Origin of the sequence: Micromonospora sp. NPDC049559 (assembly GCF_040676675.1) — a bacterium.
In the GTDB taxonomy this organism is placed as follows: Bacteria; Actinomycetota; Actinomycetes; order Mycobacteriales; family Micromonosporaceae; genus JBFAPK01.
Map to the genome: position 1 here is coordinate 2,989 of NZ_JBFAPK010000045.1, position 21,394 is coordinate 24,382.

At 72.5% G+C, this 21,394-nt stretch carries 12 protein-coding genes and 1 pseudogene; 2 read left to right on the plus strand and 11 right to left on the minus strand.

Going from position 1 to position 21,394, the window contains the following annotated elements; genetic code table 11:
• The 6 genes and pseudogenes from AB0J86_RS33430 to eccD form a co-directional block, all read right to left on the minus strand.
• Nucleotides 1-1,819, minus strand: a pseudogene (locus AB0J86_RS33430) (hypothetical protein); the annotation flags it as partial.
• Nucleotides 1,820-1,924: 105 nt separating this feature from the next.
• The gene (locus AB0J86_RS33435) at nt 1,925-2,293 is read right to left on the minus strand and encodes a hypothetical protein (protein WP_363861679.1); all 369 of its coding nucleotides are present in this window, start codon (nt 2,291-2,293) and stop codon (nt 1,925-1,927) included.
• A 126-nt stretch (nt 2,294-2,419) separates the two neighbouring features.
• Complete coding sequence (locus AB0J86_RS33440) at nt 2,420-2,719, minus strand: WXG100 family type VII secretion target (protein WP_363861680.1); 300 nt, start codon at nt 2,717-2,719, stop codon at nt 2,420-2,422.
• A gap of 106 nt (nt 2,720-2,825) precedes the next feature.
• Nucleotides 2,826-3,155 (minus strand): hypothetical protein, encoded by a 330-nt coding sequence (locus tag AB0J86_RS33445; protein ID WP_363861681.1) that lies wholly within the window; start codon nt 3,153-3,155, stop codon nt 2,826-2,828.
• A gap of 131 nt (nt 3,156-3,286) precedes the next feature.
• The gene (gene eccB, locus AB0J86_RS33450) at nt 3,287-4,711 is read right to left on the minus strand and encodes a type VII secretion protein EccB (RefSeq protein ID WP_363861682.1); all 1,425 of its coding nucleotides are present in this window, start codon (nt 4,709-4,711) and stop codon (nt 3,287-3,289) included.
• 3 nt (nt 4,712-4,714) lie between these two features.
• Nucleotides 4,715-6,109, minus strand: coding sequence for a type VII secretion integral membrane protein EccD (eccD, locus tag AB0J86_RS33455; protein WP_363861683.1), 1,395 nt, complete (start codon nt 6,107-6,109; stop codon nt 4,715-4,717).
• A gap of 227 nt (nt 6,110-6,336) precedes the next feature.
• On the opposite strand from eccD, the gene eccCa reads away from it, so the two are divergent.
• A complete protein-coding gene (eccCa, locus tag AB0J86_RS33460) occupies nt 6,337-10,314 on the plus strand; it encodes a type VII secretion protein EccCa (RefSeq protein WP_363861727.1) in 3,978 nt (1,325 codons plus the stop codon).
• Nucleotides 10,315-10,542: 228 nt separating this feature from the next.
• Here the strand turns inward: eccCa and AB0J86_RS33465 are convergent, their stop codons facing one another.
• The 5 genes from AB0J86_RS33465 to AB0J86_RS33485 form a co-directional block, all read right to left on the minus strand.
• Complete coding sequence (locus AB0J86_RS33465) at nt 10,543-11,322, minus strand: hypothetical protein (RefSeq protein WP_363861684.1); 780 nt, start codon at nt 11,320-11,322, stop codon at nt 10,543-10,545.
• A 66-nt stretch (nt 11,323-11,388) separates the two neighbouring features.
• Nucleotides 11,389-12,627, minus strand: a complete 1,239-nt coding sequence (locus AB0J86_RS33470) for a S8 family serine peptidase (RefSeq protein ID WP_363861685.1) — start codon at nt 12,625-12,627, stop codon at nt 11,389-11,391.
• 50 nt (nt 12,628-12,677) lie between these two features.
• Nucleotides 12,678-14,714 (minus strand): S8 family serine peptidase, encoded by a 2,037-nt coding sequence (locus tag AB0J86_RS33475; protein ID WP_363861686.1) that lies wholly within the window; start codon nt 14,712-14,714, stop codon nt 12,678-12,680.
• 219 nt (nt 14,715-14,933) lie between these two features.
• Nucleotides 14,934-15,491 carry a hypothetical protein gene (locus AB0J86_RS33480; RefSeq protein ID WP_363861687.1) on the minus strand — a complete coding sequence of 186 codons (558 nt, stop codon included), beginning with the start codon at nt 15,489-15,491 and terminating at the stop codon, nt 14,934-14,936.
• Nucleotides 15,492-16,839: 1,348 nt separating this feature from the next.
• Entirely contained in the window at nt 16,840-17,736 is an 897-nt protein-coding gene (locus tag AB0J86_RS33485) for a GNAT family N-acetyltransferase (protein WP_363861688.1), read from the minus strand.
• 632 nt (nt 17,737-18,368) lie between these two features.
• Here AB0J86_RS33485 and AB0J86_RS33490 point away from each other — a divergent pair.
• A complete protein-coding gene (locus AB0J86_RS33490) occupies nt 18,369-21,389 on the plus strand; it encodes an AAA family ATPase (protein ID WP_363861689.1) in 3,021 nt (1,006 codons plus the stop codon).
• Nucleotides 21,390-21,394: the final 5 nt, after the last annotated feature.

Consider the following 21,394-nt stretch of genomic DNA (forward strand, 5'->3'; position numbering starts at 1 on the left):
GCAACGAACCATCGGAACCCGACGACCCACCCGCAAAGCCCGGCAACGGCACATCCGAACCCGACGACCCACCAACCAGACCCGGCAACGAACCATCGGAACCCGACGACCCACCCGCAAAGCCCGGCAACGGCACATCCGAACCCGACGACCCACCAACCAGACCCGGCAACGAACCATCGGAACCCGACGACCCACCCGCAAAGCCCGGCAACGGCACATCCGAGCCGGGCAGGTCGTCCGGGTCGATGGTGCCGGGTACCTCGTCGAAGTCGCCGCTCGCGCCGCCTATGCCGGCGCCGGTGGCACCCGGCTTGTCCTCGCCCTTCGTCGGACCTCCGCCAGCGCCCGGCAGCGACAGGCCGCCGAGACCCGCCCCGGCGCCGAAGCCACCGCCGAACCCGGCGCCGGGGCCAGCGTCGGAACCGCCGAGTCCGTCCAGGCCAGGTCCCCCGTCCGAGCCGGCCAGGTCGGAGCCGGAGAAGCCACCGCCGGAGGAGAGCCCGGCGGCGTCGATCCCTCCGCCGCCGCCGAAGTCGCCGCTCGGGGGAGGGCCGCCCACGGCGTCGAGTCCACCGCCACCGCCGCCCCCACCACCGAACTCGGGGAGGGGAGGAGGAGCGCCGCCCGCACCGCCGCCGCTGCCCCCGCCGCTGCCACTACCGCTGTCCCCGCCGCCGAACTCGGGAGGCGGAGGAGGACCGCCACCCGCACCGTCCGAGCCACCGTCGCCACCGCCGAACTCCGGCGGAGGCGGAGGATCACCACCCGCGCCATCCGTGCCGTCATCGCCACCACCGAAGTCAGGAGGCGGAGGCGGAGTCTTGTTGTCGGTGCCATCGCCGCCCGCACCACTGAGGTCGGGCGGCGGCGTGCCGCCCGTCGTCGACGGCGGGGTGGCCTGCGGGTTGAGCAGGTTCGATCCCGTGTCCTCGAAGCTGGCCCGCAGGTTGCCGTGGTGGATGTTCCCCCACCGGTCCAGCTCGTCGATCTTCGCCAAGAAGACGGCGTGCAGATCCTGGTTCAGCTGTGCGAACGGGTCGCCGCTGGAGAAGTCGTACCCCTTCGGGCCGCCTCCGACATCGATGGTGATCGTCCAGTTGGCCCCGTCGTCGGTGAACGGGTCGCCGCCGAGCACGTGGTTTCTGATCTGCCTCAGCGCCCGGGAGATCATCTCATTCGGCAGGTTCGCCGTATTGCCGATCCACTCCGACCAGGTCTGCCGCATGTCGCGCCAGAACCACTCCGCCCGGTCCCCGTTGTCGTGCAACATCTGGGGCCAGTTCTTGTTCGACTCCAGGTCATGCCGCAGCGTCAGCATGTCCTTGCGCATGCCGTCCAGCGACTCGCGGAACGCCTTCGCCGCGGCACCCTCGAAGCCCGACCCGCCGCCGTCGAGGTTGTTGATTTCCGCCTGAAACTGCCCGGTCGCGCGGTCCAACCACATCGCCAGGTTGTACATCGATTCCGCCGCCAGATGGAACGACTTCGGACTCAGGGGAGACGAATCCGGCTGCTGATTCAGGGCGTCCCGCGTACGGTTGTTGAAATCGTTCCAGAAACGCTCGTGGGGCGAGTCCCCTTTTTCACCGACGTACCAGTCGATGCGTCCTTGGACGATCCGGATCGGGTAGTCGCCGTTACTGTCCTGCGCGCCCATGCGCTGGGAGAACCTGAACTGATTCGGCGGAATATCCTTGAATTTGAACTTCTCGATGCCGCTGTACCCCTCCGTACGCGCCTCCACCAGGCTGATCCAGGGCCGGTTGAGAAACTGACGGCGGTCGATGCCCTCGGTGTTCAGGATCTGTCCCAGCACCTCCTCCCATCGGAGTCCACCCTGGCTGGTGACGGGCGGCGGCGTCGGCGGCATCAGATTCTCCCGGTCAACACGATGTCAGCTGGCGGTCGGTGGTTCGGACGGTCAGGCGGGCGGCGTCACGGTCAGTTGGCTGGCCTTCGAGGTGTTGCTCTTCTCGGTCTCCGCGGCCTTGTCACCGGTGGCCCGCAACGCCTTGGAGGTCGAGCTGAGCTTGGTCTCGAAGCCTGTGAGCAGCTTGTCGACCAGGCCACCGACCTCGACCAGCCGCTTCTCCAGGTATGCGCCGCTGGTGAAGTTGTCGCCACCGGCGGCGACCGTGAGGTTGGCCCAGGGCACGCCGTGGGTGTGCCCGCCGTCGGCGGCGTTGATCCCCATCCGGGCGGCGCCGATCTGGGCACGCCAGTCGTCCACCCTCTTGGTCATCGCCTCGACGGCGCTGCTGGTGTAGGTGATCTTGGATTGCTCGGGCATGTCCGCTCCTTTCCGAGCGGGTCGGGCGGTCAGGAATCACGCCGGGCGGGTCGTCCCTCCCGGGCTGAGTCGGGTGGCGCGGGGGGCACCCCGCGCCACCCGACCCGGTCACGTCGGTCCGAGACCTCACACGAAAATCTGCGACGCTTCGAGATCGCCGTCCTGGATGTTCTGGGCGATGCTCATCAGGAGCGGGCCGCTCTTCTGGGCCCCCGCACGGACCGTCTCCATGCCCTGGTTCCACTCCTGTTGGGCGGTCGCGTACGCCGTGGCCGCGACGCCCTTGTTGAGGTCGACGTAGGCCTTCACAGTGTTCATCAGTTCGTTGATGCCGTCACTGATGTTGTCGGGGACCTTTCCGAGGCTGGTCGCGACAGAGGTCATCCTGTCCAGCTGCGTATCGAAGTCGTGGCCGTAGGGAGCCAACGTCTTGTCCTTTCTACTCGAATGTTGGACTGGTCGAGCGCAGTAAGGCCGCGCCGGTCACACACCGGAACCTCGGCCGGTCCGGCCCGAGATCGCTCGGGTTCGGCTACGTCCAGCTCGACTGGCCGGACGACGCCAGCCCGACCTGCGCCGCCACGCTCCGGTTGGCCTGCTCCGTGTTGGTGTTGATCGCACCGGCGCGGCGCATCCCGTCTTGGAGTATCTGAAGTGCGTTCCCCACCCTGGCGATACCCGCATTGATCTCGTCGAGCCCGGCCTTGAACACCTCGCCGGAATTGGCCCGGTAGGCCTCGTCGAGTTCGTCGTTGCCCGCGGCCACCGTCGCGCGGGCCGCGGCCAGCCTGTCGTTCATCGCGGTGAACGCGCTGACCAGGGCTTCGCTGGTACTGCTGTCGTACGCGGTTCTGTCCGCCATGGCTCCGTTCTCTCCTTCGCCTCGAACGGCCCTCCGTAGAGCCGTCCACACTTTTGGTCGGTCACCGACCGATCCGCCCCGGCGGAAAACCGGTCCGCCCACCGGTCCCGACCGGGGCGGTCAGGCGTCGATCACCCTCCCGCCGCCGACTCCAGCAACGGTCCCGTCGGCACCAGCTCCAGCAGCCGGCGCGGCACCGGTCTCGCGCCGCCCGGTGGATAGCCGAGTTGCTCGGCCACCTTGGCCGAGGCCAGCGGGTACTTCACCCCGGCGTCGGTCATCAGGTAGAAGCCGGAGCCGGCCGCCTGGTCCAGCCGGCCGACCAGCACCAACCCGCCGACCCCCGGCTCGACCGCGATCCGTGCGGCCGTGCGCGAGGTCCGGGTCAGCCCCGCGCCGTCGGGAACCCCGGCCGAGCTTCCCGGCGGCACGTCGGCGGTCACCTCGACCCGGCCGTCGGCCATCGCGTGCCGGACGCACCAGGCGGCACCGGCCGGTGCCTGCGCGAGCTGAGGCGGGGACTCCGGTACACCGGTCGGCAGCACCGCGCGGCGGGAGATCGGCATCTGGGCCAGCGCCGCGGGGCTCAGCTCCGCCGGAGTCACCGCGCCACCGCCGTACAGCTTCGTGGTCTCCGGATCGGCCGCGATGATCGTGTACGCGACGGGGGTGAGCTCCGCCAGACCGTCCGGCAGCAGTAGGTAGCGCCGCTCCTGCGCTCCGGTGGTACGGGCCACGAAGAGTTCCCCGATTCGGGCCTTCCGCCCGTCGATGGCCGGCCCCTGGGTGCCCCTCCCGGGAACGGGTACCGGCGCCAGGTCCGGCCCGGCCGGCACCGAGTCCAGCCAGCCGGCCTGGACCGGGACGCCGCCCCGGTCCAGGCCGAAGACCCGGGCCAGCCACGGCTCGGCCAACCGCAGCCGCCTGCCCCGCCAAACCAGAAAGCTCTCGCCGCCGATGGCGTCGCCGCCGTCGCTGGTGGTGGCCACGATCGCCTGGTCCGGACCGAGCGGACGGTCCCGGCGCCGGCCCGCGCCGGCCCACGAGATGGCGAGCGTGGTCGTGGTGGCGAGGCTGCCGGCCTGGTCCCGCGCGGCCAACGCGCAGACGGTCCAGACCTGGTTGGTGACCGTGCCGGCGCGCGGCAACGTGTCCGGGGCGCCGACGATGCCGACCGGCTGACCGCGCGGCACGTCGCGCAGCGATTGGCGGGAGACCGAGACGACCGTCGGCTCCTTGCCGAGGAGCAGCCGGGCCGACGCGTAGTTGAGCACCGGACGCAGCGCCCCGCCGACGTAGACGTAGCGCGTACCGGTCTCCTTCTCCACCACCAGCACGCCCGGGGTGCGCCACTTGGTCGCGCCGCCGGGGTGCAGCAGCCCGAAGATGGCGAACCCGGCGACGAAGAGGGCGCCGACCAGCAGCCCGCAGATGCTTCCGACGATCATCCGTCGGTGCGGGCTCTCCAGGCTGTCCGGCTCGGCGGCGACCAGCGCGGCGGTCAACCGGCCGAGCACGTACGACTGCGCCTGGACCTGATCTCGACGGTTCTGCACCGTTCAGCCCCCCAGCGCCCGCGCGGCGCCGTACACGCCGAGCACGGCGAGCAGGACCGGCAGCATGGCTACGGTGCCGACAAGCTGCGACACGTCCCCGATCCGGCCCCAGTACGGCATGAGGCGGCGGCCCGGCAGCTTGCGCCCGAGCGCGAACAGCAGCACCCCGGCGACCGGCAGGACGACGACGACCACGGCCAGCCGCAGCAGCGGCACCGCGCCGGCGAGCCCGACCAGCGCCGTCAGGGCCAGCCCGAACAGGCCCGGAGCGGCCAGCGCCAGCCGGTGCCAACCACTGGTCATCGGACGCAGCGCCAGCAGCCGGACCAGGGCGACCAGGGCGACCAGGGTCCACGGCGCCCACCAGTCGGACAGCGCCAGCGGGATCATCGCGACCGCGGTGGCGACCGCGTTCCCCGCATACAGCCCGGTCATGTACCGGTCCGCCCGCGCGGTCTGGGCCAGTAACACGTCGCTCGGCTCCGGGTCGATCTCCTCCTGCAGGTGTTCCGGCTCGGTCGGCAGCGGGGCCAGGCGGATCCGGGCCAGCCGGAACGCGGTCATCGGAACCAGCACCGTCAGCACGGTCGCGAGCACCACGACCACGGCCGCCCCCATCGCCGCGGACAGTTCGAGGTAGGCGGAGAGCCCCGCGCCGACCGCCAGGTACAGCGCCGCGCCGGCGACGGCGACGGCGACCGGGCCGGCCCAGCCGAGGACCACCCCGGCGAGCAGGGCGGTTCCCGCCATCGCCACCGCGCCGGCGAAGAACTGCGGCGCGGCGGTCCCCAGCGCCACGCCGTCCCGGACGAGGGTCGGCGCGATGGCGCCGGCCAGACCCGCGTACCCGATCCCGGCCAGCGCCGTGGCCAGGCCGAACCCGCGGTCGGCGGCGGCCCGGCTGTAGCCGAACGCGCCGGCCAGGCAGGCCAGCGAGACGACGCTGGCGGCCAGCACCCGGGGCAGCGGCGGCCCGGGCAGCGCCACGGCCACGAGCCCGAGCACGAACAGGACCGCCAGCACGCCGAGCGCCGTCCAGCGGATCATCTCGGGTCGCCACAGCCCCGGCCGGTCGCCCACCCCGGTCGCGATGCCGTCGGCGAGGTCGTCGAAGTGCACCGGCGGGATCTGGTCGGCGCGCGGTCGCAGGTGGACGGAATCGCCGTCGTGCAGCCCCAGCGACGCGACGCTGCTGTCCTCGTCCAGCGGCGGCGCGCCCAGCCGCTGGAGCACCCACCCGCCGTGCGCGAGCCCCGCGTCGGCGAAGTTGTCCCCGAAGTGGTGCAGGATCGCGGGAAGGAGATCCGCGATCGGCACGTCGGCCGGTACCGCGACCTCCAGTCGTCGCCCGGGTCCGTGCACCACGAGCCGGCACATCTCGGCCGCAGAGACGCTCATGCCCCGCACAACGGCGCCGTTCGTCGGCCAGTTCAAAAAACGTGCACGTGACCGATCCCGCAGGGTCGGCCACGGCGTTGACCCGGGCGCGGCCAGCATCCGTTGTAGAGACCGGACCCGCGTGTTGCCCCGATCCGGCCAGATCGCGGGGGTTTCCCGCAGAGCGGAAGGCTAGCCCCTTGAGTACTGTGCTGTTCCGACGTCCCGCCCGCCGCGCCGGTCCGGCGATGCCCACCGGTGAGATCAACCTTCAGGAGCCGCCGGAACTGCCCGAGCCGCAGGGCAACGGCATGCGCCAGGCGATGCTGGTGCTGCCGATGGCACTGATGTCCAGCGTGATGATGCTGATGTACATGAGCGGGTCCCGGGGGCCGCTCACCTTTGTCATGCTGGGCGCGATCGTGCTGTCCATGGGCGGCATGGTGCTCGGCCAGGTCGCGTTCGGCGGGATGGACCGCAAGAAGCGCCTGGGCGGCGACCGCCGCGACTACCTGCGCTACCTGGCCCAAAACCGCAAACGGGTGCGCCGGGACGTGGCCCGCCAGCGCGACGCCAGCGACTGGCAGCACCCGGATCCCCGGTCGCTCTGGTCGCTCGCGATGACGTCGCGGCGCTGGGAACGGCGCCCCACCCACCCCGACTTCCTGGAACTGCGGGTCGGCACCGGCGAGCAGCGGCTGGCGGTACGGATCACCCCGCTCCAGACCAAGCCGATCGAGGACCTGGAGCCGCTCTCGGCGAAGTCGCTGCGCCGGTTCATCCGGGCGTACACCACCATCGCCGACCAGCCCACCGCGCTGTTCCTGCGCGGCTTCGCCCAGGTGCGCTGGGCCGGCGACAAGGAGGCCGGCCGGGCGGTGGTCCGGGCGCTACTCGGCCAGTTGGTCACGTTCCACGCGCCGGAGGAGGTCCGGCTGGCGCTCTGCCTCGACGGCGACGGTGTCGCCGCCTGGGAGTGGGCCAAGTGGCTACCACACCTGCAACACCCCGCCGAGCAGGACGCCACGGGCACGGTCCGGATGGTCGGCGAGACCATCGAGTCGGTGGAGCGGCACTTCGGCGAGGCGTTCACCGCGCGGCCCCGGTGGGAACCGGGCGCGGCCCCCAGCCGCGACGAGCCGTACGTCGTGGTGATCCGCGACGGCGGTCGGCTGAGCAACGGCAGCCGGATAGCCACCGCCGGCTACCGCAACGCCGTCCTGATCGACCTCGACGATCCCACTCCACCGAGCGGCAAGGGAGCGCTCTGCCTGGAGGTGGAGGGCGACGACCTGCTGATGCTGCGGCGCGACCGGGTCGGCAACGAGGTACGGACCCGGTTGGCCCGCCCCGACCGGCTGAGCGTGACGGGGGCGGCGGCCGTGGCTCGGCTCCTGTCGCCGTACCGGCTGGGCATCACCACCGAGGTCACGGCGGACGCCCTCACGTCCACCTTCGACCTCGGCACCATGCTGGGCATCCCGGACCTGAAACGGCTGAACCTGGAAGCGCTCTGGGCGCCCCGACCGACCGGGGACCGGCTGCGGGTGCCGATCGGCATCGACGCCGCCGGCCGCCCGGTCGAGCTGGACATCAAGGAGTCGGCGCTCGGCGGCATGGGCCCGCACGGGATGCTCATCGGCGCCACCGGCTCGGGCAAGAGCGAGCTGCTGCGTACCCTCGTACTGGCGCTGGCCACCACCCACTCCTCCGAGACGCTGAACTTCGTCCTGGTCGACTTCAAGGGCGGCGCCACCTTCCTCGGCCTGGACCGGCTCCCGCACACCTCGGCGGTGATCACCAACCTGGCCGACGAGGCCGCCCTGGTCGGCCGGATGCAGGACGCCCTGCACGGCGAGCTGGTCCGCCGGCAGGAGCTGCTGCGCGCCGCGGGCGGCTACAGCTCCGTGCTCGACTACGAACGGGCCCGCGCCCAGGGGGCGCCGCTCGACCCGCTGCCCACCCTCTTCGTGGTGGTGGACGAGTTCAGCGAGCTGCTCGCCGCGCACCGGGACTTCATGGACCTGTTCGTCATGATCGGCCGGCTGGGCCGGTCGCTCGCCGTGCACCTGCTGCTGGCCAGCCAGCGCGTGGACGACGGCCGGATCGGGCAGCTGGAGTCGCACCTGTCGTACCGGATCGGCCTGCGCACCTTCTCGGCGATGGAGTCGCGATCGGTGATCGGCGTGCCGGACGCGTACGAACTGCCACCCGCCCCCGGCAACGGCTACCTGCGCACCGACGTCTCCACCCTGATCCGGTTCAAGGCCGGCTACGTCTCCGGGGCGCACCGGGACACCACCACGGCCCGGGTCCGGCAGGAGATCGTCCGACAGCAGGTGGTGCCGTACCGGCTGGAGCGGGTGGCGGCCCCGGAACCGGCGCCGGCCGACGCGGAGCCGGACGCCGAAACGGTGGGCGACGCGGCGGACGCGACCCGCGCCGACGGCGCGACGCCGGAGGAGCGCAGCGTGCTCGCCACCGTGGTCGCCCAACTGGTCGACCACGGGCCCCCGGCACACCAGGTCTGGCTACCGCCGCTGGGCGCGTCGCCGACGCTCGACCAGCTGCTGCCGACCCTGGTGCCCGACCCGGACCTCGGCCTGAATGCGCTCGACTGGCCGGGCAACGGCCGGCTGATCACCCCCGTCGGCTTTATCGACAAGCCGTTCGAGCAGCTGCGCGACCTGCTGATCGTGGACCTCGCCGGCGTCGGCGGGCACGTCGGCATCGCCGGCGGACCGCGCAGCGGCAAGAGCACCCTGCTGCGTACGCTGATCAGCAGCCTGGCGCTCACCCACAGCCCGCGCGAGGTGCAGTTCTACTGCCTCGACTTCGGCGGCGGCACGCTGAGCGCGATGGCCGACCTGCCCCACCTGGGCAGCGTCGCCGGCCGGCTGGACACCGACCGGGTGAGCCGCACGATCGCCGAGGTGACCGGCCTCATCGCCCAGCGGGAGCGGCGCTTCGCCGAGCTGGGCGTCGACAGCATGGCGACCTACCGGCAGGCGCGGGCGGAGGGCCGGATCACCGACGACCCGTACGGCGACGTCTTCCTCATCGTGGACGGCTGGTTCACCCTGCGGCAGGAGTTCGAGGCGCTGGAACCGGCGGTCCGGCAGATCGCCGCGCAGGGACTCAACTTCGGAGTGCACCTGTTGCTCACCGCGGCCCGCTGGTCCGAAATTCACCACGCGATGCGCGACCAGATCGGTACCCGGCTGGAGCTGCGCCTCGGTGATCCGGTCGACTCGACGGTCGACCTGCGCATGGCGGCCACCGTGCCGCAGCTGCCCGGGCGGGGCCTCACCTCGGAGAAGCTGCACTTCCTGGCCGCGCTGCCGCGCATCGACGGCAGCGCCGACCCGGACAGCCTCGCCGACGGGGTGCGGGCCCTGGTCTCGATGGTGGACGAGTTCTGGACGGGCGAGGCGGCCCCGCCGGTGCGCACGCTGCCGGCGGTGCTACCGGTCGACTCGCTGCCCGAGCCGCACGGTGACCTCCGCGTCACGCTGGGCCTGGACGAGGCCGGAATGCAGCCGGTCTGGCACGACTTCGCCGAGCTGCCGCACCTGACGTCGCTCGGTGACAGCCAGAGCGGCAAGACGAACCTGCTGCGCCACCTGGCCCGTTCGGTGATGGCCCGCTACACCCCGGCCGAGGCCCGGATCATGATCGTCGACTACCGCCGGCAGCTCTTCGACGCGGTGGCGGAACCCTACCGCCTGGGGTACTCCGTCTCCGCCGACTCCACCAAGGCGACGGTGGCCGACGCGGTGCTCGGCCTGGGGCCACGGATGCCGGGCAGCGACATCACCCCGGAACAGTTGCGCCGCCGGGACTGGTGGCAGGGACCTCGCCTGTTCGTCCTGGTGGACGACTACGACCTGCTCGCCGGGCAGGACAACCCGCTGCTGCCACTGGTGCCGTACCTGTCTCAGGGCGCGGACATCGGCTTCCACCTGGTCCTCACCCGGGGCGCGGCGAACGTGCTACGAATGTCGATGGACCCGCTGATCCGGCGATTGCAGGAGACGAACAGCCCGGACCTGGCACTCTCCTGCCCGCCCAACGAGGGACCGCTGCTCGGCAACACCAAGCCGCGCAACCTGCCGCCCGGGCGCGCGTTGCTCTGCACGCGGCGCGGCGCCCGCCTGGTCCAGACACCGTGGAGTCCGCCGGAGGGGGACACGAGCGCCGCGACCGCCACGGCGGCCACCGTCTGACTCCCGGAACGCCCGTACCCTCGCCCTCCGCACCGGTTGTCTCAGCCACGGCTGGACCGCCGCGGGGGCGGGGGTGCGGCGCGTAGGACACCGCGGCACGCCCGGCGGGCGGTGTCCTACGCGAGGTCGTCGTACGGCGCGGTGAAGCGTCACCGACCACGGCTCCCGCCGTACCGCTCCGCGCCCCCATCGGATCGGTCCGCCGGGGAACCGGATGCCTGCGCGAGGTCAGTCCGGGCCTATCACGGTCGGGATCTCCCGGTGCAGTTCCTTCGGCAGGGGAACATCCAGGCGGACCGCGATCGCGCGGTACGCGTAGCGACCCGGGTAGACGCGCTCGATGAGGACGACGTGCCGCGGGTGGCGCTCCTTCAGTTCCTGCCACGCCTCGAACCTCCGAGGCGCCACCCCCAGGGGCGGCGTGTCGAGGTCGTGCAGCCCGCCCGGCATTTCCAGGTAGACCGTCTCTCCGGCGTCCACCGCCGCCAGGAGACCATCCAGGCCGATCTCCTGGAAGGAGAAACCGTTGGAGGACTCTCCCTCTCCACGGCTGCTCTCGTAGTCACCGAGATCCGCGGCGCCCACGGGTGCGGGGCGGACATGGCTGTCCGCCCCGGTGTACCAGGTCACCTGCTCCGGCGCGAGGTGGACCAGGAGCAGCGCCGCCGGGACCGTGCCGACCGGGGCCGGGACGCGTGCCAGGTCGGCGAATCCGATGATCCGGCCGGCCTCGTCCCACAGCGCCGCACCGGGAATCATGAGATCGCGGCGGTGCGGAACCGCCTCGGCGACGGTCCGGGACACGATCAGGTACGTGCCGTCCTGCGGCTCCGGGAGGCCGGTCAGCTGCCCGAGAGCGCTTTCCGTGACGGTGACGTCCTGCCCCTGAACCGTGATCCGGCCCACCGGCCGGGTGGTCTGGGTGAGCCGGGGCACCGGCCCGGCCGGGTCCAGGGTGATCCCTCCCACGACGACCGGATGTGGGGTGAGGTTCACGAGCTTGGCCATGGCTGCCCCAGGGGGTACGGAGGTGGGCGGGCGGCGGAACCCGCCCGACGGCCAGAAGACGGCGACTCATGGGCGCCAACGGCGGCGACGTCCCCAGCTGACTACCCGCGCGGCAACGTACGCCAGCCCCGCCGTGCCCGCCGTACCGACGGCGACGGCCGCCGCCACCGCGTCCGCCGGGTCGTCCGCCGGCGGCTTCGGCAGGGTGACCGTTCCGGGCCGGGCACTCGGCAGCCGCTCCTCCCCGACCTCCAGCGCGGCGACCGCCTCGTACAGGTCGAGGGTGCCGTACCCCACGCCGGGTAGCGGCTTGCCGCCGAGGGGATGTTCGGCGGTCAACTCCAGCCGGTGCCGGACCTCGGCCTGTTCCAGCTCGGGGCGGTACGCCCGGAGCAGTGCCGCGGCCCCGGCCACGTACGCCGCCGCCACCGCCGGTCCGCCAACCGAGTAGTGGCCCGTTCCGCTCGGCGCGACGCTCACCGCGCCGGCGGCCGGGGCGAGCAGGTCCACCCCCGCCTCCGGCGGTGACGCCTCGGTCGGCATCCCGTCCGTCCCGACGCCGCCGACCGCGAGCACGTTCTCGTCGCTGGCCGGGTACCACGGCGTGGGGCGCTGCGCGGCGCCCGAGGTCCTGGCGTCGGAGACCGAGGCGACCAGCACGATGTCGCGCTCGACCGCCGCCCGGACCGCGGACCGGAGCGCCGCGTCGGGTTCGGCGGTGCCGACACCGAGCAGAATCACGTCCGCACCGGCCTCGGTGGCCTGCTGGATGCCCTTCGCGATCGCCCCCGGGCCGACCTCGCCTCGGCTGTTCACGATCCGGACCGGGAACACGGTGGCGGCCGGCGCCACCCCGACGAAGCCGCTGCCGGTCACCGGCCGCGCCGCGACGATGCCGGCGAGCGCGGTACCCCGGCCGACGCAGTCTCGGTCGCCCGGTCCCGAACTCACCACGTCGGCACCGCGCCGCACCGCGCCCACCAGGCCGCCGGCCGTCGCGCTCACCCCGGTGTCCACGACGGCGACCACGACTCCCTCGCCCCGGGTGAGCGACCAGACCGCCTGGGGCGCGGTTCGGCGTACGGCCCACGGCACGGCGCGAGCCACCACCGGCGACGCGCCGACGCAGCCCGCGCCGGATGAGGGCAGCGCCGGGGGTTCGTCCCCCGCCGCGGCGGCGTACCGGGCCGCCAGGAGCCGCTGCCCCGCAACCACGCCCGACGTCTCCGGTCCGGCCGATGCCGGTTCGGGCGGCGCCGCCACCGCGAGCGCGGCCAGCGCCAGCGCCGCGCCGGCGCCCGCCAACCGACGAGTTCCCCCGCCGTGGCATCGGCCGGGCGCCGGCGCGGCGTGGCTCACCGTCGCACCGGCGCGGTGGGGCCGTCCGCCTCGCGTCCCGCCTCCGCCGCTGCCTGGTCCGGCTGCCGGGCCGAGCCGGCGCCGCGTCCCGCCGAGGCCGGGCCGGTCGAGACCGGGTTTCCGGTGGCCGCCGCCGGCGCGCCGATCGCGCCGGGGGTGGGCTCGGTGGCGACCGCGCGGGCGGGCGGGACGGTCTCGGCGCCGGCGCTGCCCGCGTCCCCACCACTCGCCCGGGGCGCCGGCCGCGCGGCGGACGCGGCGCCCACCGCCTCGGCCGCGCGGGTCGACGACCGCCGGGCGAGGATCGTCACGGCGGCCAGTCCGGTCACCACCACGAGCCCGATGGTGAGGGCGCGCAGCGGGCTGCTGCCCGTGCCGCCGGAGGCCGCGGCCGCGGTCTCCCCGGCGAGGACCATGCTCACCGCCGCGTTTGGGTTGATCATGCCCCAGCCGACCACGGGGTCCGGCCCGTCCTGCCCGGCTCGTTCGGCGGTCGCCTTGATCCGATGTACCACCTGGGCCGCGCTCAGGTTGGGGTAGGCGGAACGGACCAGGGTCGCCGCCCCCGCGACGAAGGCCGCCGCGTACTGCGAGCCGCTGTTCGCCCGGGTTTCCGTCGCACCGACGCCGAGGCTGGCCACGTCGATACCGGGCGCGAGCACGTCGACCGTCTCCGGACGGTAGTTCGCCGCCGGCTGCCCGTCCGGGCCGACACCGCCGACCAGCAGCAGGCCCTCCGGCTTCGACGGGGGCGCGGCCTTGTCCCCCGCCACAGGAACGGTGGGTGCCGGAGCGACCACCACCACGTCGTGCGAGAGGGCCGCCTGCACCGCGTCCCGCACGGCCGGGGCGGTGAGGTCCACGTAGGCCCCCAGGGCAACCACGCGAGCACCGGCCGAGGCCGCCACCTCGATCGCCGTGGCCGCGTCACCCGGCTCGGTGGTACGGGGAGTCTGGTTCACCACCCGCACCGGCAGGATCGTCGCGGCGGGGGCCAACCCGGTCATCCGACCCGCTTCCCCGGCCGATCCGACCGGGGAAGCGGCCACGATGCCGGCCATCGCGGTACCGGAGCCGAGGCAGTCGCTGTTCCCACGCCCGCTGCCGGTCGGGATGTCGGCCCCGATGGCGACCCGCCCACTCAGCTCCGGCGCGTCGCCGTCGACGCCCGAGTCGATCACCGCGACCAGCACGCCCTCACCCTGGGTACGCCCCCAGGCCTGGTCCACCGCCATCCGGTCGTACGCCCAGCGGGACTCCGCCCGGGACGACGCCGACACGGTGCACGAGTCCGGCTTCGGCTTCCGCCCCCTGTCCGGCTGACGATCCGCCGGCGGGGGCGCCTGGCCACCACCCGCCGGGAGGCTCGGCCCCACGGTCGGCGGCGCCGGATCGGTCGGGGCGCTCGTCCGGGGCGTACCCGCGCCGGGACGCCGTGGAGCCGTGGTGGTGGGCGGAGCGGCGGGACGCCGGGAGGGTGCGGGCACCGGGGCCACCGGCGCGAACGGGGACGACGCGGCCTCCCGGCGCGATGGCGACGTGGACGCCGGCTTGCTCGGGAGCAGGCCGTACCGCACCCCGTCGCCGACCGCGTCCCACGGCAACACCAGGGTCCAGCCCGCCCGCAGTTGTGTCGAGTCGGTCAACACCCCGCCGTCGGCCTGCCGCCGACCGGCATTGAGGTGGTAGATCTCCTGCGCGCGCCCGGTCGCGCCCAGCAGCCGGCCGGCGATGTCGGTGAGGCTCTCCGGCCGGCTCTGCCCAGCCTCGGCGACGGTGTAGAACTTGACGCGTTCGTCGCCGGCGACCGGCGACGCGGGCCCGGTGGGCCGCACGGGCGGTGTGGTCGACGGGGCCGGCGGGGTCACCGTGGCCGATGGCGCCGACGGGGACGCCGCCGGCGGTGTCACGGACGACGTCCCGGTCGGAACCGGCGCGGCGAACGCCTGCTCCGAGTCCCGCGCGGGGGTCAGCGCCGCCAACATGACCAGACACCCCAGCAGGCCCGACCAGGCCCGTACCCTCGCCGTCACCGGCGGCCTCCTTCGCCTCATGTCCGTCCGATGGCGATGCTCCGGCCGCCGGCCGGATCGCCGCCCATCCCGACGACGCCTCCGGATCCCATCCGGTTCAAAACCGCTTCCCGCCCCGTCCCGCCGTGCTCCGGCCGGCCCGGTCGAACCGTCCGTTCACGGGCGGCGTACGTGCCCGGCCCGCCGGTGGGCACCGTGGCCGGGGCCGCACGCGCGCCGTCACCGGGCGGGTGTCGGCCTGTCCGGCCGGTCCGCCTCGGCGGTGGCCAGGACCGACCAGCGGGCCCGCAACACGTCGCCCACCAGCACCGGCACCACGCGCGACGCGGTCCGGGCGGTCAGGCCCCGAGCCGCGGTCAGCGCCTTGCCGCGCAACGGCTCAGTGACGATCACCTCGGGTCGGCTCCCCGGGCCGAAGCCCTCGGGCGGCGGGAACTCGTCGACCCGGCGGCATCCAGGCGGAACGTCCGGCCCGAGCACGGCGCCGACGACCGTCACGGTCACTCCGGCGGCCAGCAGTTGGCGGGCGATGCCGAGCGCCTGCCGCCGGGCCGCCGCCGGCGATCCGGTGACGGTGAAGACATCCGGTGTGGCGGCGAGGTCCAGGTAGAACCGCCACGATTTCCAACGTCCGAGCACGATCGGCAGCAACCCGGCGGGCACCGCATCATCGGAGAGCCAGCCGTACGGGGTGTCGACGCCGTCGGCGACCCGCGCCAGCAGGCGGACGTCGAGATGGTCGGTCTCGGCGTCCAGCGCGGACAGTTCCACGGCCACACGACCACGCCGAGTCGGTGCCGTCGGTTGCGGCTCCGACGCCACCGGGGTCGGTTCTGCCGCTGGCGCGGGTTGTGGGACGGGCCCCGCCGCCGCCCGGGCTCGGTTCGCGGCCGGAGCCTGAGCCGAAGCCGGCGCGGGAGTCTGAGCCGAAGCCGGCGCGGGAGACAAAGCGATGGTTTCGGCCGGAGCCGCGGCCGTGCGGGTGACGGGCGTGTCCGCCTCCGCCGGTGGCGGTGACGGTGCGGTCGGACGATGCCGGCGTCCCGGCCGCAGCAGGCGTCGCGCCGCGGCGAGCAGCAGCACCATCGCCACGAGCCCGACCGCCCCGATCAGGTACGGCGACACGCCGCCGGTACCGTCCGGTGCGGCACCGGCGGATTCCGGTCGGGACGGCGGCTGCGACGGATACGGCGGTGTCCCGACGCGTACTCCCGAACCGTCCGCATCGGACGGCAGCTCCAGAATCCACCCTGGGCTCAGCGACAACGGGTCCGTCAACTGGCCACCGTCCGGCTGCACGCGGCCCTGGTTCAGCTCGAAGATCTCCCGATAGCGGTTGCCGTCCCCGAGCGTTTGCACCGCGATCTGGTACAGGTACTCGCGCTGTCCTTCCTGTGGCGTCCCCACCACGTAGTACCGCCGGTCCCCCGGCCCGCCGGTGGTGGCTCCAGGGGTCACGCGCGCGCCGGCGGTGACACTCGGGTCCGGCGTCGGCGCGGCCATCGGCGCCGCCTCCGCCGGTGTCATCGGCGACGCGAGAACGGCCAGAACCATCGCCAGTACCGGCGCCGCCCCGAGCGGCCATCCGCGCTGGGCGACCTCGCGAACCCGCACCGTCGGGTCGCACCCTGACCGGACCGTACCCGAGCCATCCATAGCCACATGTCCTCTCGTTCTCCACCCCCGCGAGTACGGCCCCAGACCGTAGCCACACCCGTCGGGCCGGGCGATGGCCGCCCCGCGCTCGTCCGCCGGGGCGAGCGCAGGAGAACGTCCGGGCCGGGTCGACGGGCCAACTGATCGCGCGACGGCAGCGGGCGGTCGAGGACTCGCTCTGCGTGGACGAACGTAAGATCGGCAACCCGATGCGAGGTCACGGGCGACGTACCAGAGTTGGCCACCAACGCTGATCTCGCGCCGAGTCGCGGCGGGGGCAGGCCGGCCGCACCCGCATGCTCCCCTTGAGTGGTCCCTACGGCCGAGCAGCCGGACACCTGAGATCCGATTGCCGCCCAGGAACCGGACAAGTCGAATCCACCAACAGCCTTCGGTATCTGCCAGCACAGATGCTTCGGCAACATGCGTTTGCCGTGATCGAAGCTTCCGGCCGGCAGGTGCCGGGTCGCTACGCGTATCGGGTGAGGGTCCAGAAACCGACACTCGGCCGCATGCCGAAACGACGGTTGGTGCGCAGGATGGCCTCGTTGGTGTCGTCGTTGTGCGTGGTGAGACCCGGGGCCCCGGCGTCTCGCGCCGCCAGCATCGCGGCGGCCTTCAGGGCACCGGCGATGCCCTGGCCACGGTGCGCGACGACCACTCCGGTGTAGACGGTGTACCAATCCGCGAGGTCGGCCTGCGGCGTGATGATCGATGTGCCCACCGGGTACGGCACGGCGTCGCTTTCCGCCAGCAGGACGAGGGCGTCGTCGGGAATTCTCCGCCGTATCTGGGTGAGGTCGGGTTCCTGCTTGGCCCTGCCGGGCAGCGGCAACCCGGCCATGCTGCGGCCGATACAGTCCAAGACGTCGGCCTCCTCGGCGACCAGGTCGGCGCGGCGAACGCGGACGCCCGCCTGGCGAGCTGATCGCGCGGCGCGCTCGGCGAGGTCGCCGACGGCACCGGTCAGGTCGAACCGCCAGCCGACACTGTGCGACGTGACCGCCAGGCCGTACCGCTGCGCGAATCGGCGCCCCTGCTCAAGGTCGTCACGCAGGGTGCTGGTCACCGACAGACTCGGCCGGAGGCGCCGTGCCGCCAGGTCGAGCTCGTTGGCAAGCGCCGTCCCGATGCCCTGACCGCGGGAACCGGGGGCGACCGCGACGCAGGCGCTGACCGTACCGAACGCCGGTTCGCTGATCAGGTGAGCCGCACCGACCAGGGAATCGTGTTGCGTGGCGACGAAGGCGTGGTGCACCTCGGTGTCGGGGCCGGCGGTGAGATGCTGAACCAACCAGTGTCGCCGCTGCGTCCCCGCGCTGAGCACTAGCAGATCGATCGACCGGCCGACATCCGGGGTTTCCATCGGCCGGATGACGATGTTCTCCGGCGGCAGGCCACCCGCGGCGCCACCCCCAGGCCCCAGCGAGGTCGGAAAGACACACCCATGATCAGACAACGCACACTTCCTAAATCGGCTATGACCGCCCGGCGCGGTCGCCCGGGTCGGCGCCAGAACAAGCAATGACCATGCTGGTCGGGCACGGGCCCGACGGCATCAGAAACAGCACCAGTTTTCGTCCGGGCAGCGCACGACCAGGCACTCGGGAAAATTCCCTAGGCGAGTGGGAATCCCGCGCTCTTTGCGGGTGGACTCGGCGGCGGCAGACGATGACCCATACGAAAGATGGAAGGACTTCGTGACGTCAAATTTCCCATTGGGCGGGTAACCGGCGGATTCGGTACGGCGGGGCGACAATCCGTCGGGTGCGCTTCGGACTGGGCGGACCCGAGGAGTCCCGTGACGGCGCAGCATTCGCGATACGGTGGATCCGTGCGGCAGCACCGGGCTTTCGAGTCGATCTGCGGGGCGGGCGGAACGGCCGGACCGGTTCTGTCGGTCGTTGGCCGACCCGACTCCTACCGCGCCGGAACCGGCCGGAGGACGAGTCCGGTATCCCTGGCGGTGGGCGCTTGGGCTTGTGACATCCTTGTCTCGTGCGAAGCGTCCCGGTCAGCTCCATCTTCGTCGGTCGGGCTGCGGAGCTGGCCCAGCTAACGCTGGCCGCAGCGGCGGCGGAGCAGGGCGCCGGCCAGTCCGTCCTGGTGCGGGGCGAGGCGGGTGTGGGCAAGACCCGGCTGGTCGAGGAGTTCGTCCGCAACCTCGCCCCCGAGCAAGCCGTGGCAGCGTTCGGCAACTGCTTCGACGGCGGCGCGGACGTCCTCCCCTTCGCGCCCTTCACCGCCGCTCTCCGCTCGTTGTGGCGACGCCTGCCTGACGAGGTGGGTGCCGCGAGCCTGGGCCGGGAAGACCTGCTGGCCCGGATCGTGCCGGATGTGGCAGTGCCCGCGGTCTCCCGATGGCGCGATGACGACAGCAGCGCCCTGTTCGCTCTGATCGCCCAAATCCTGGAGCAGCTCGCGGCGAACCGACTGCTCGTGTTGATTATCGAAGATCTGCACTGGGCCGACGTTTCCACCCGTCGCCTCTTGGAGTTCCTGTTCCGCACCCCACACACCGGCCGGCTCCTCATCATTGCCACGTACCGGTCCGACGGCATCCCTCGCCAGCATCCCCTACGACCCTTCCTGGCCGAGATTGATCGATTACGATCGGTGCGTCGGATTGAGCTGGATCGATTTGATCGAGTCGAGGTCACGAAGCTTCTCACCGGCATCCTCAGAGCCTCGCCCGACCCCGCCATCCTCAATGAGATCTTCGCCCGGTCCGACGGGAACGCATTCTTCGTGGAGGAACTCGCCCGTCTTTACCACGAGCACACGGGAGCCGGGCTGGACGACCTCCACGACGTACTGCTGGCCCGGGTGGACTCCCTGCCGGAGGCCGGTCAGCGGATCGCGCGGGTGGCGTCACAGAGCGGCCCCCTGATCAGCTATCCGCTGCTGCGCGCGGTCGCCGGCTTCGCCGAGGACGAGTTGATCGAAGCGCTCCGGGCGGTTCTGCTCGCCCAGATCCTCGTCGCCGAACCGGACGGGACGGCGTACCGGTTCCGCCACTCGCTGATGCGGGAGGCCGTCAGCGCCAGCCTACTGGCGGGCGAACGGGTCCTGATCAACCAACGGTACGGCGAGGCGTTGGAGGCCGAGCCCTCGCTCGTACCCGCCGAGGAGCTCATCTCTCGCCTGGCGCAGCACTGGTACGCCGCGCACGACCACGTCAAGGCGCTGCGGATGAGCGTCGCCGCCGCTGACGCCGCCGGGTGCCGGTACGCGTACGCCGAGCAGCGGGAGCTGCTGGAACGCGCGCTCGAATTGTGGGACCAGGTACCGGCCGAGGCCCGGCACGCGCTGCCCGCCATACCGCTGCCGACCGACTTCCCGACCCAGGATGAGGGTACGCGCGGGTCCGCCCCCGGTCGTACGGACCTGCTCGCCGCCGCGGTCATCGCGGCACGGCGCGGTGGGAACCTCGATCGCGCCCTGCACCTGGCCCGTCTCGCGCTGAAGCATCTCTCCGGGGAGCCCGAGAAGCGGGCACGACGCGCCGCGTGGTTCTGGGTTCAGCGTTCGCTGGTCGTCCAGGACCTGAACCAGGGAGATGGATGGCGGGAGCTACAGACGGCGCAGGGGCTCGTCCGTCACCTACCGTCCTCCACCATGCACGCCGCCCTGCTGACCTACCTGGCGAACTGGAGCGCCCGGCACCGACCCGGACCGGAAAGCCTCGCCATCGCGGAACGAGCGGTGCACCGTACGACCAGCATCGGTAACGAGGAACTGGAACTGAGAGCCCGGATCACCCGCTGCTGGCTCAGGGCCGAGTCGGACCTCGACGGCACCAACGTCGCCGAACTCTACGAGGTACGAGAGCGGGCCGAGAAGCTCGGCGTGGCCGACATCATCGGACAGGTGAACCAGAATCTTCCGTCGACGCTGGAGGGGATGGGACGGTCCGACGAGGCGATCGTGGCGGCCCGCCACAGCATCGACGTCTGCCGGTCGCTCGGCCTACCCAACCGCGAGGCATGGGCACGCCTCAACCTCTCGCTGTCGCTGTTCTCGGTCGGCCGGTGGTCCGAATCGGACGAGGAACTCGACGAGGCGGCGGCCGTAGCCTGGTCGTACAAGTCGCGCGGAGCACTCGCGGGACGCCGTGCATTCAGCCTGTTGGCCCGGGGGGACGTGGAACGGGCCGCCGAACAGGTCACTCTCGCCCGCGAACTGCTGGGAACCGGGGACCTCCAGCCGCAGTTCCTGGTCGCCATGAGCCATTGCGACATGGCGGTCGCCGCGGGGCAGGGCCGCGTCGCCGACGCGCGAATGGAGTTCCTCCGCGCCGACGCCAAGGGCCTGACCACAGGGCCGATCCGGTACTCACTTCCGATGCTCTGTGACGCCGCGTCGATGGAAGGTGACGCGCGCCGGTCCACCGCCCCGGACGAACGGTCGGCGGCGGTCCTGACCGCCGTACGGCGAGCTGTCTCGCGGCTGGACATCGTGTTCCCGATCTCACGCGCGTTCGAGACCCTGCTCTGGGCAGAGGTACGGCGGGCGGAGGGGACGGACGACCCGGCGCGGTGGACGGCCGCCGTGGCGGCCTTCGAACCGCTGGGCCGTCCGTACGAACTCGCAGTCGCGCTCCTCGGCGAGGGGCGAGCACTGGCGGGGAACCATCAGCTCCGGAATACCGCGCTCGCGCGGCTGGCCCGCGCACACGAGATCGCCAGCTCACTCGGGGCCACCCGCCTTCTCGCCAGCATCGCCGCGCTCACCGGACATGCCGAGGTACCAACCCGAACGGAGACCCCGCCGACCGGGCAGCCAACCGCCGAGCCACCCACCGACGAACTGGTCGCCTTCGGGCTCACCCCGCGCGAGACCGAAGTGCTGCGTCTGGTTGCGCGCGGCTACCGCAACCGGCGTATCGCCGAGGAGCTCTACATCTCGCAGAAGACCGCCAGCCTCCACGTCTCCAACATCCTCGCGAAACTGGGCGCGGCCAGCCGCACCGAGGCCGCGGCGATAGCGCACCGGCACGGCCTTCCGTTGACGGAGTGATCGGG

Bases quoted from the DNA above. Each gene is read 5' to 3' on its own strand.
- AB0J86_RS33435 (WP_363861679.1), bottom strand. From the start codon at position 2,293: ATGCCCGAGCAATCCAAGATCACCTACACCAGCAGCGCCGTCGAGGCG.
- AB0J86_RS33445 (WP_363861681.1), bottom strand. From the start codon at position 3,155: ATGGCGGACAGAACCGCGTACGACAGCAGTACCAGCGAAGCCCTGGTC.
- eccD (WP_363861683.1), bottom strand. From the start codon at position 6,109: ATGAGCGTCTCTGCGGCCGAGATGTGCCGGCTCGTGGTGCACGGACCC.
- eccCa (WP_363861727.1), top strand. From the start codon at position 6,337: ATGCCCACCGGTGAGATCAACCTTCAGGAGCCGCCGGAACTGCCCGAG.
- AB0J86_RS33465 (WP_363861684.1), bottom strand. From the start codon at position 11,322: ATGGCCAAGCTCGTGAACCTCACCCCACATCCGGTCGTCGTGGGAGGG.
- AB0J86_RS33485 (WP_363861688.1), bottom strand. From the start codon at position 17,736: ATGGAAACCCCGGATGTCGGCCGGTCGATCGATCTGCTAGTGCTCAGC.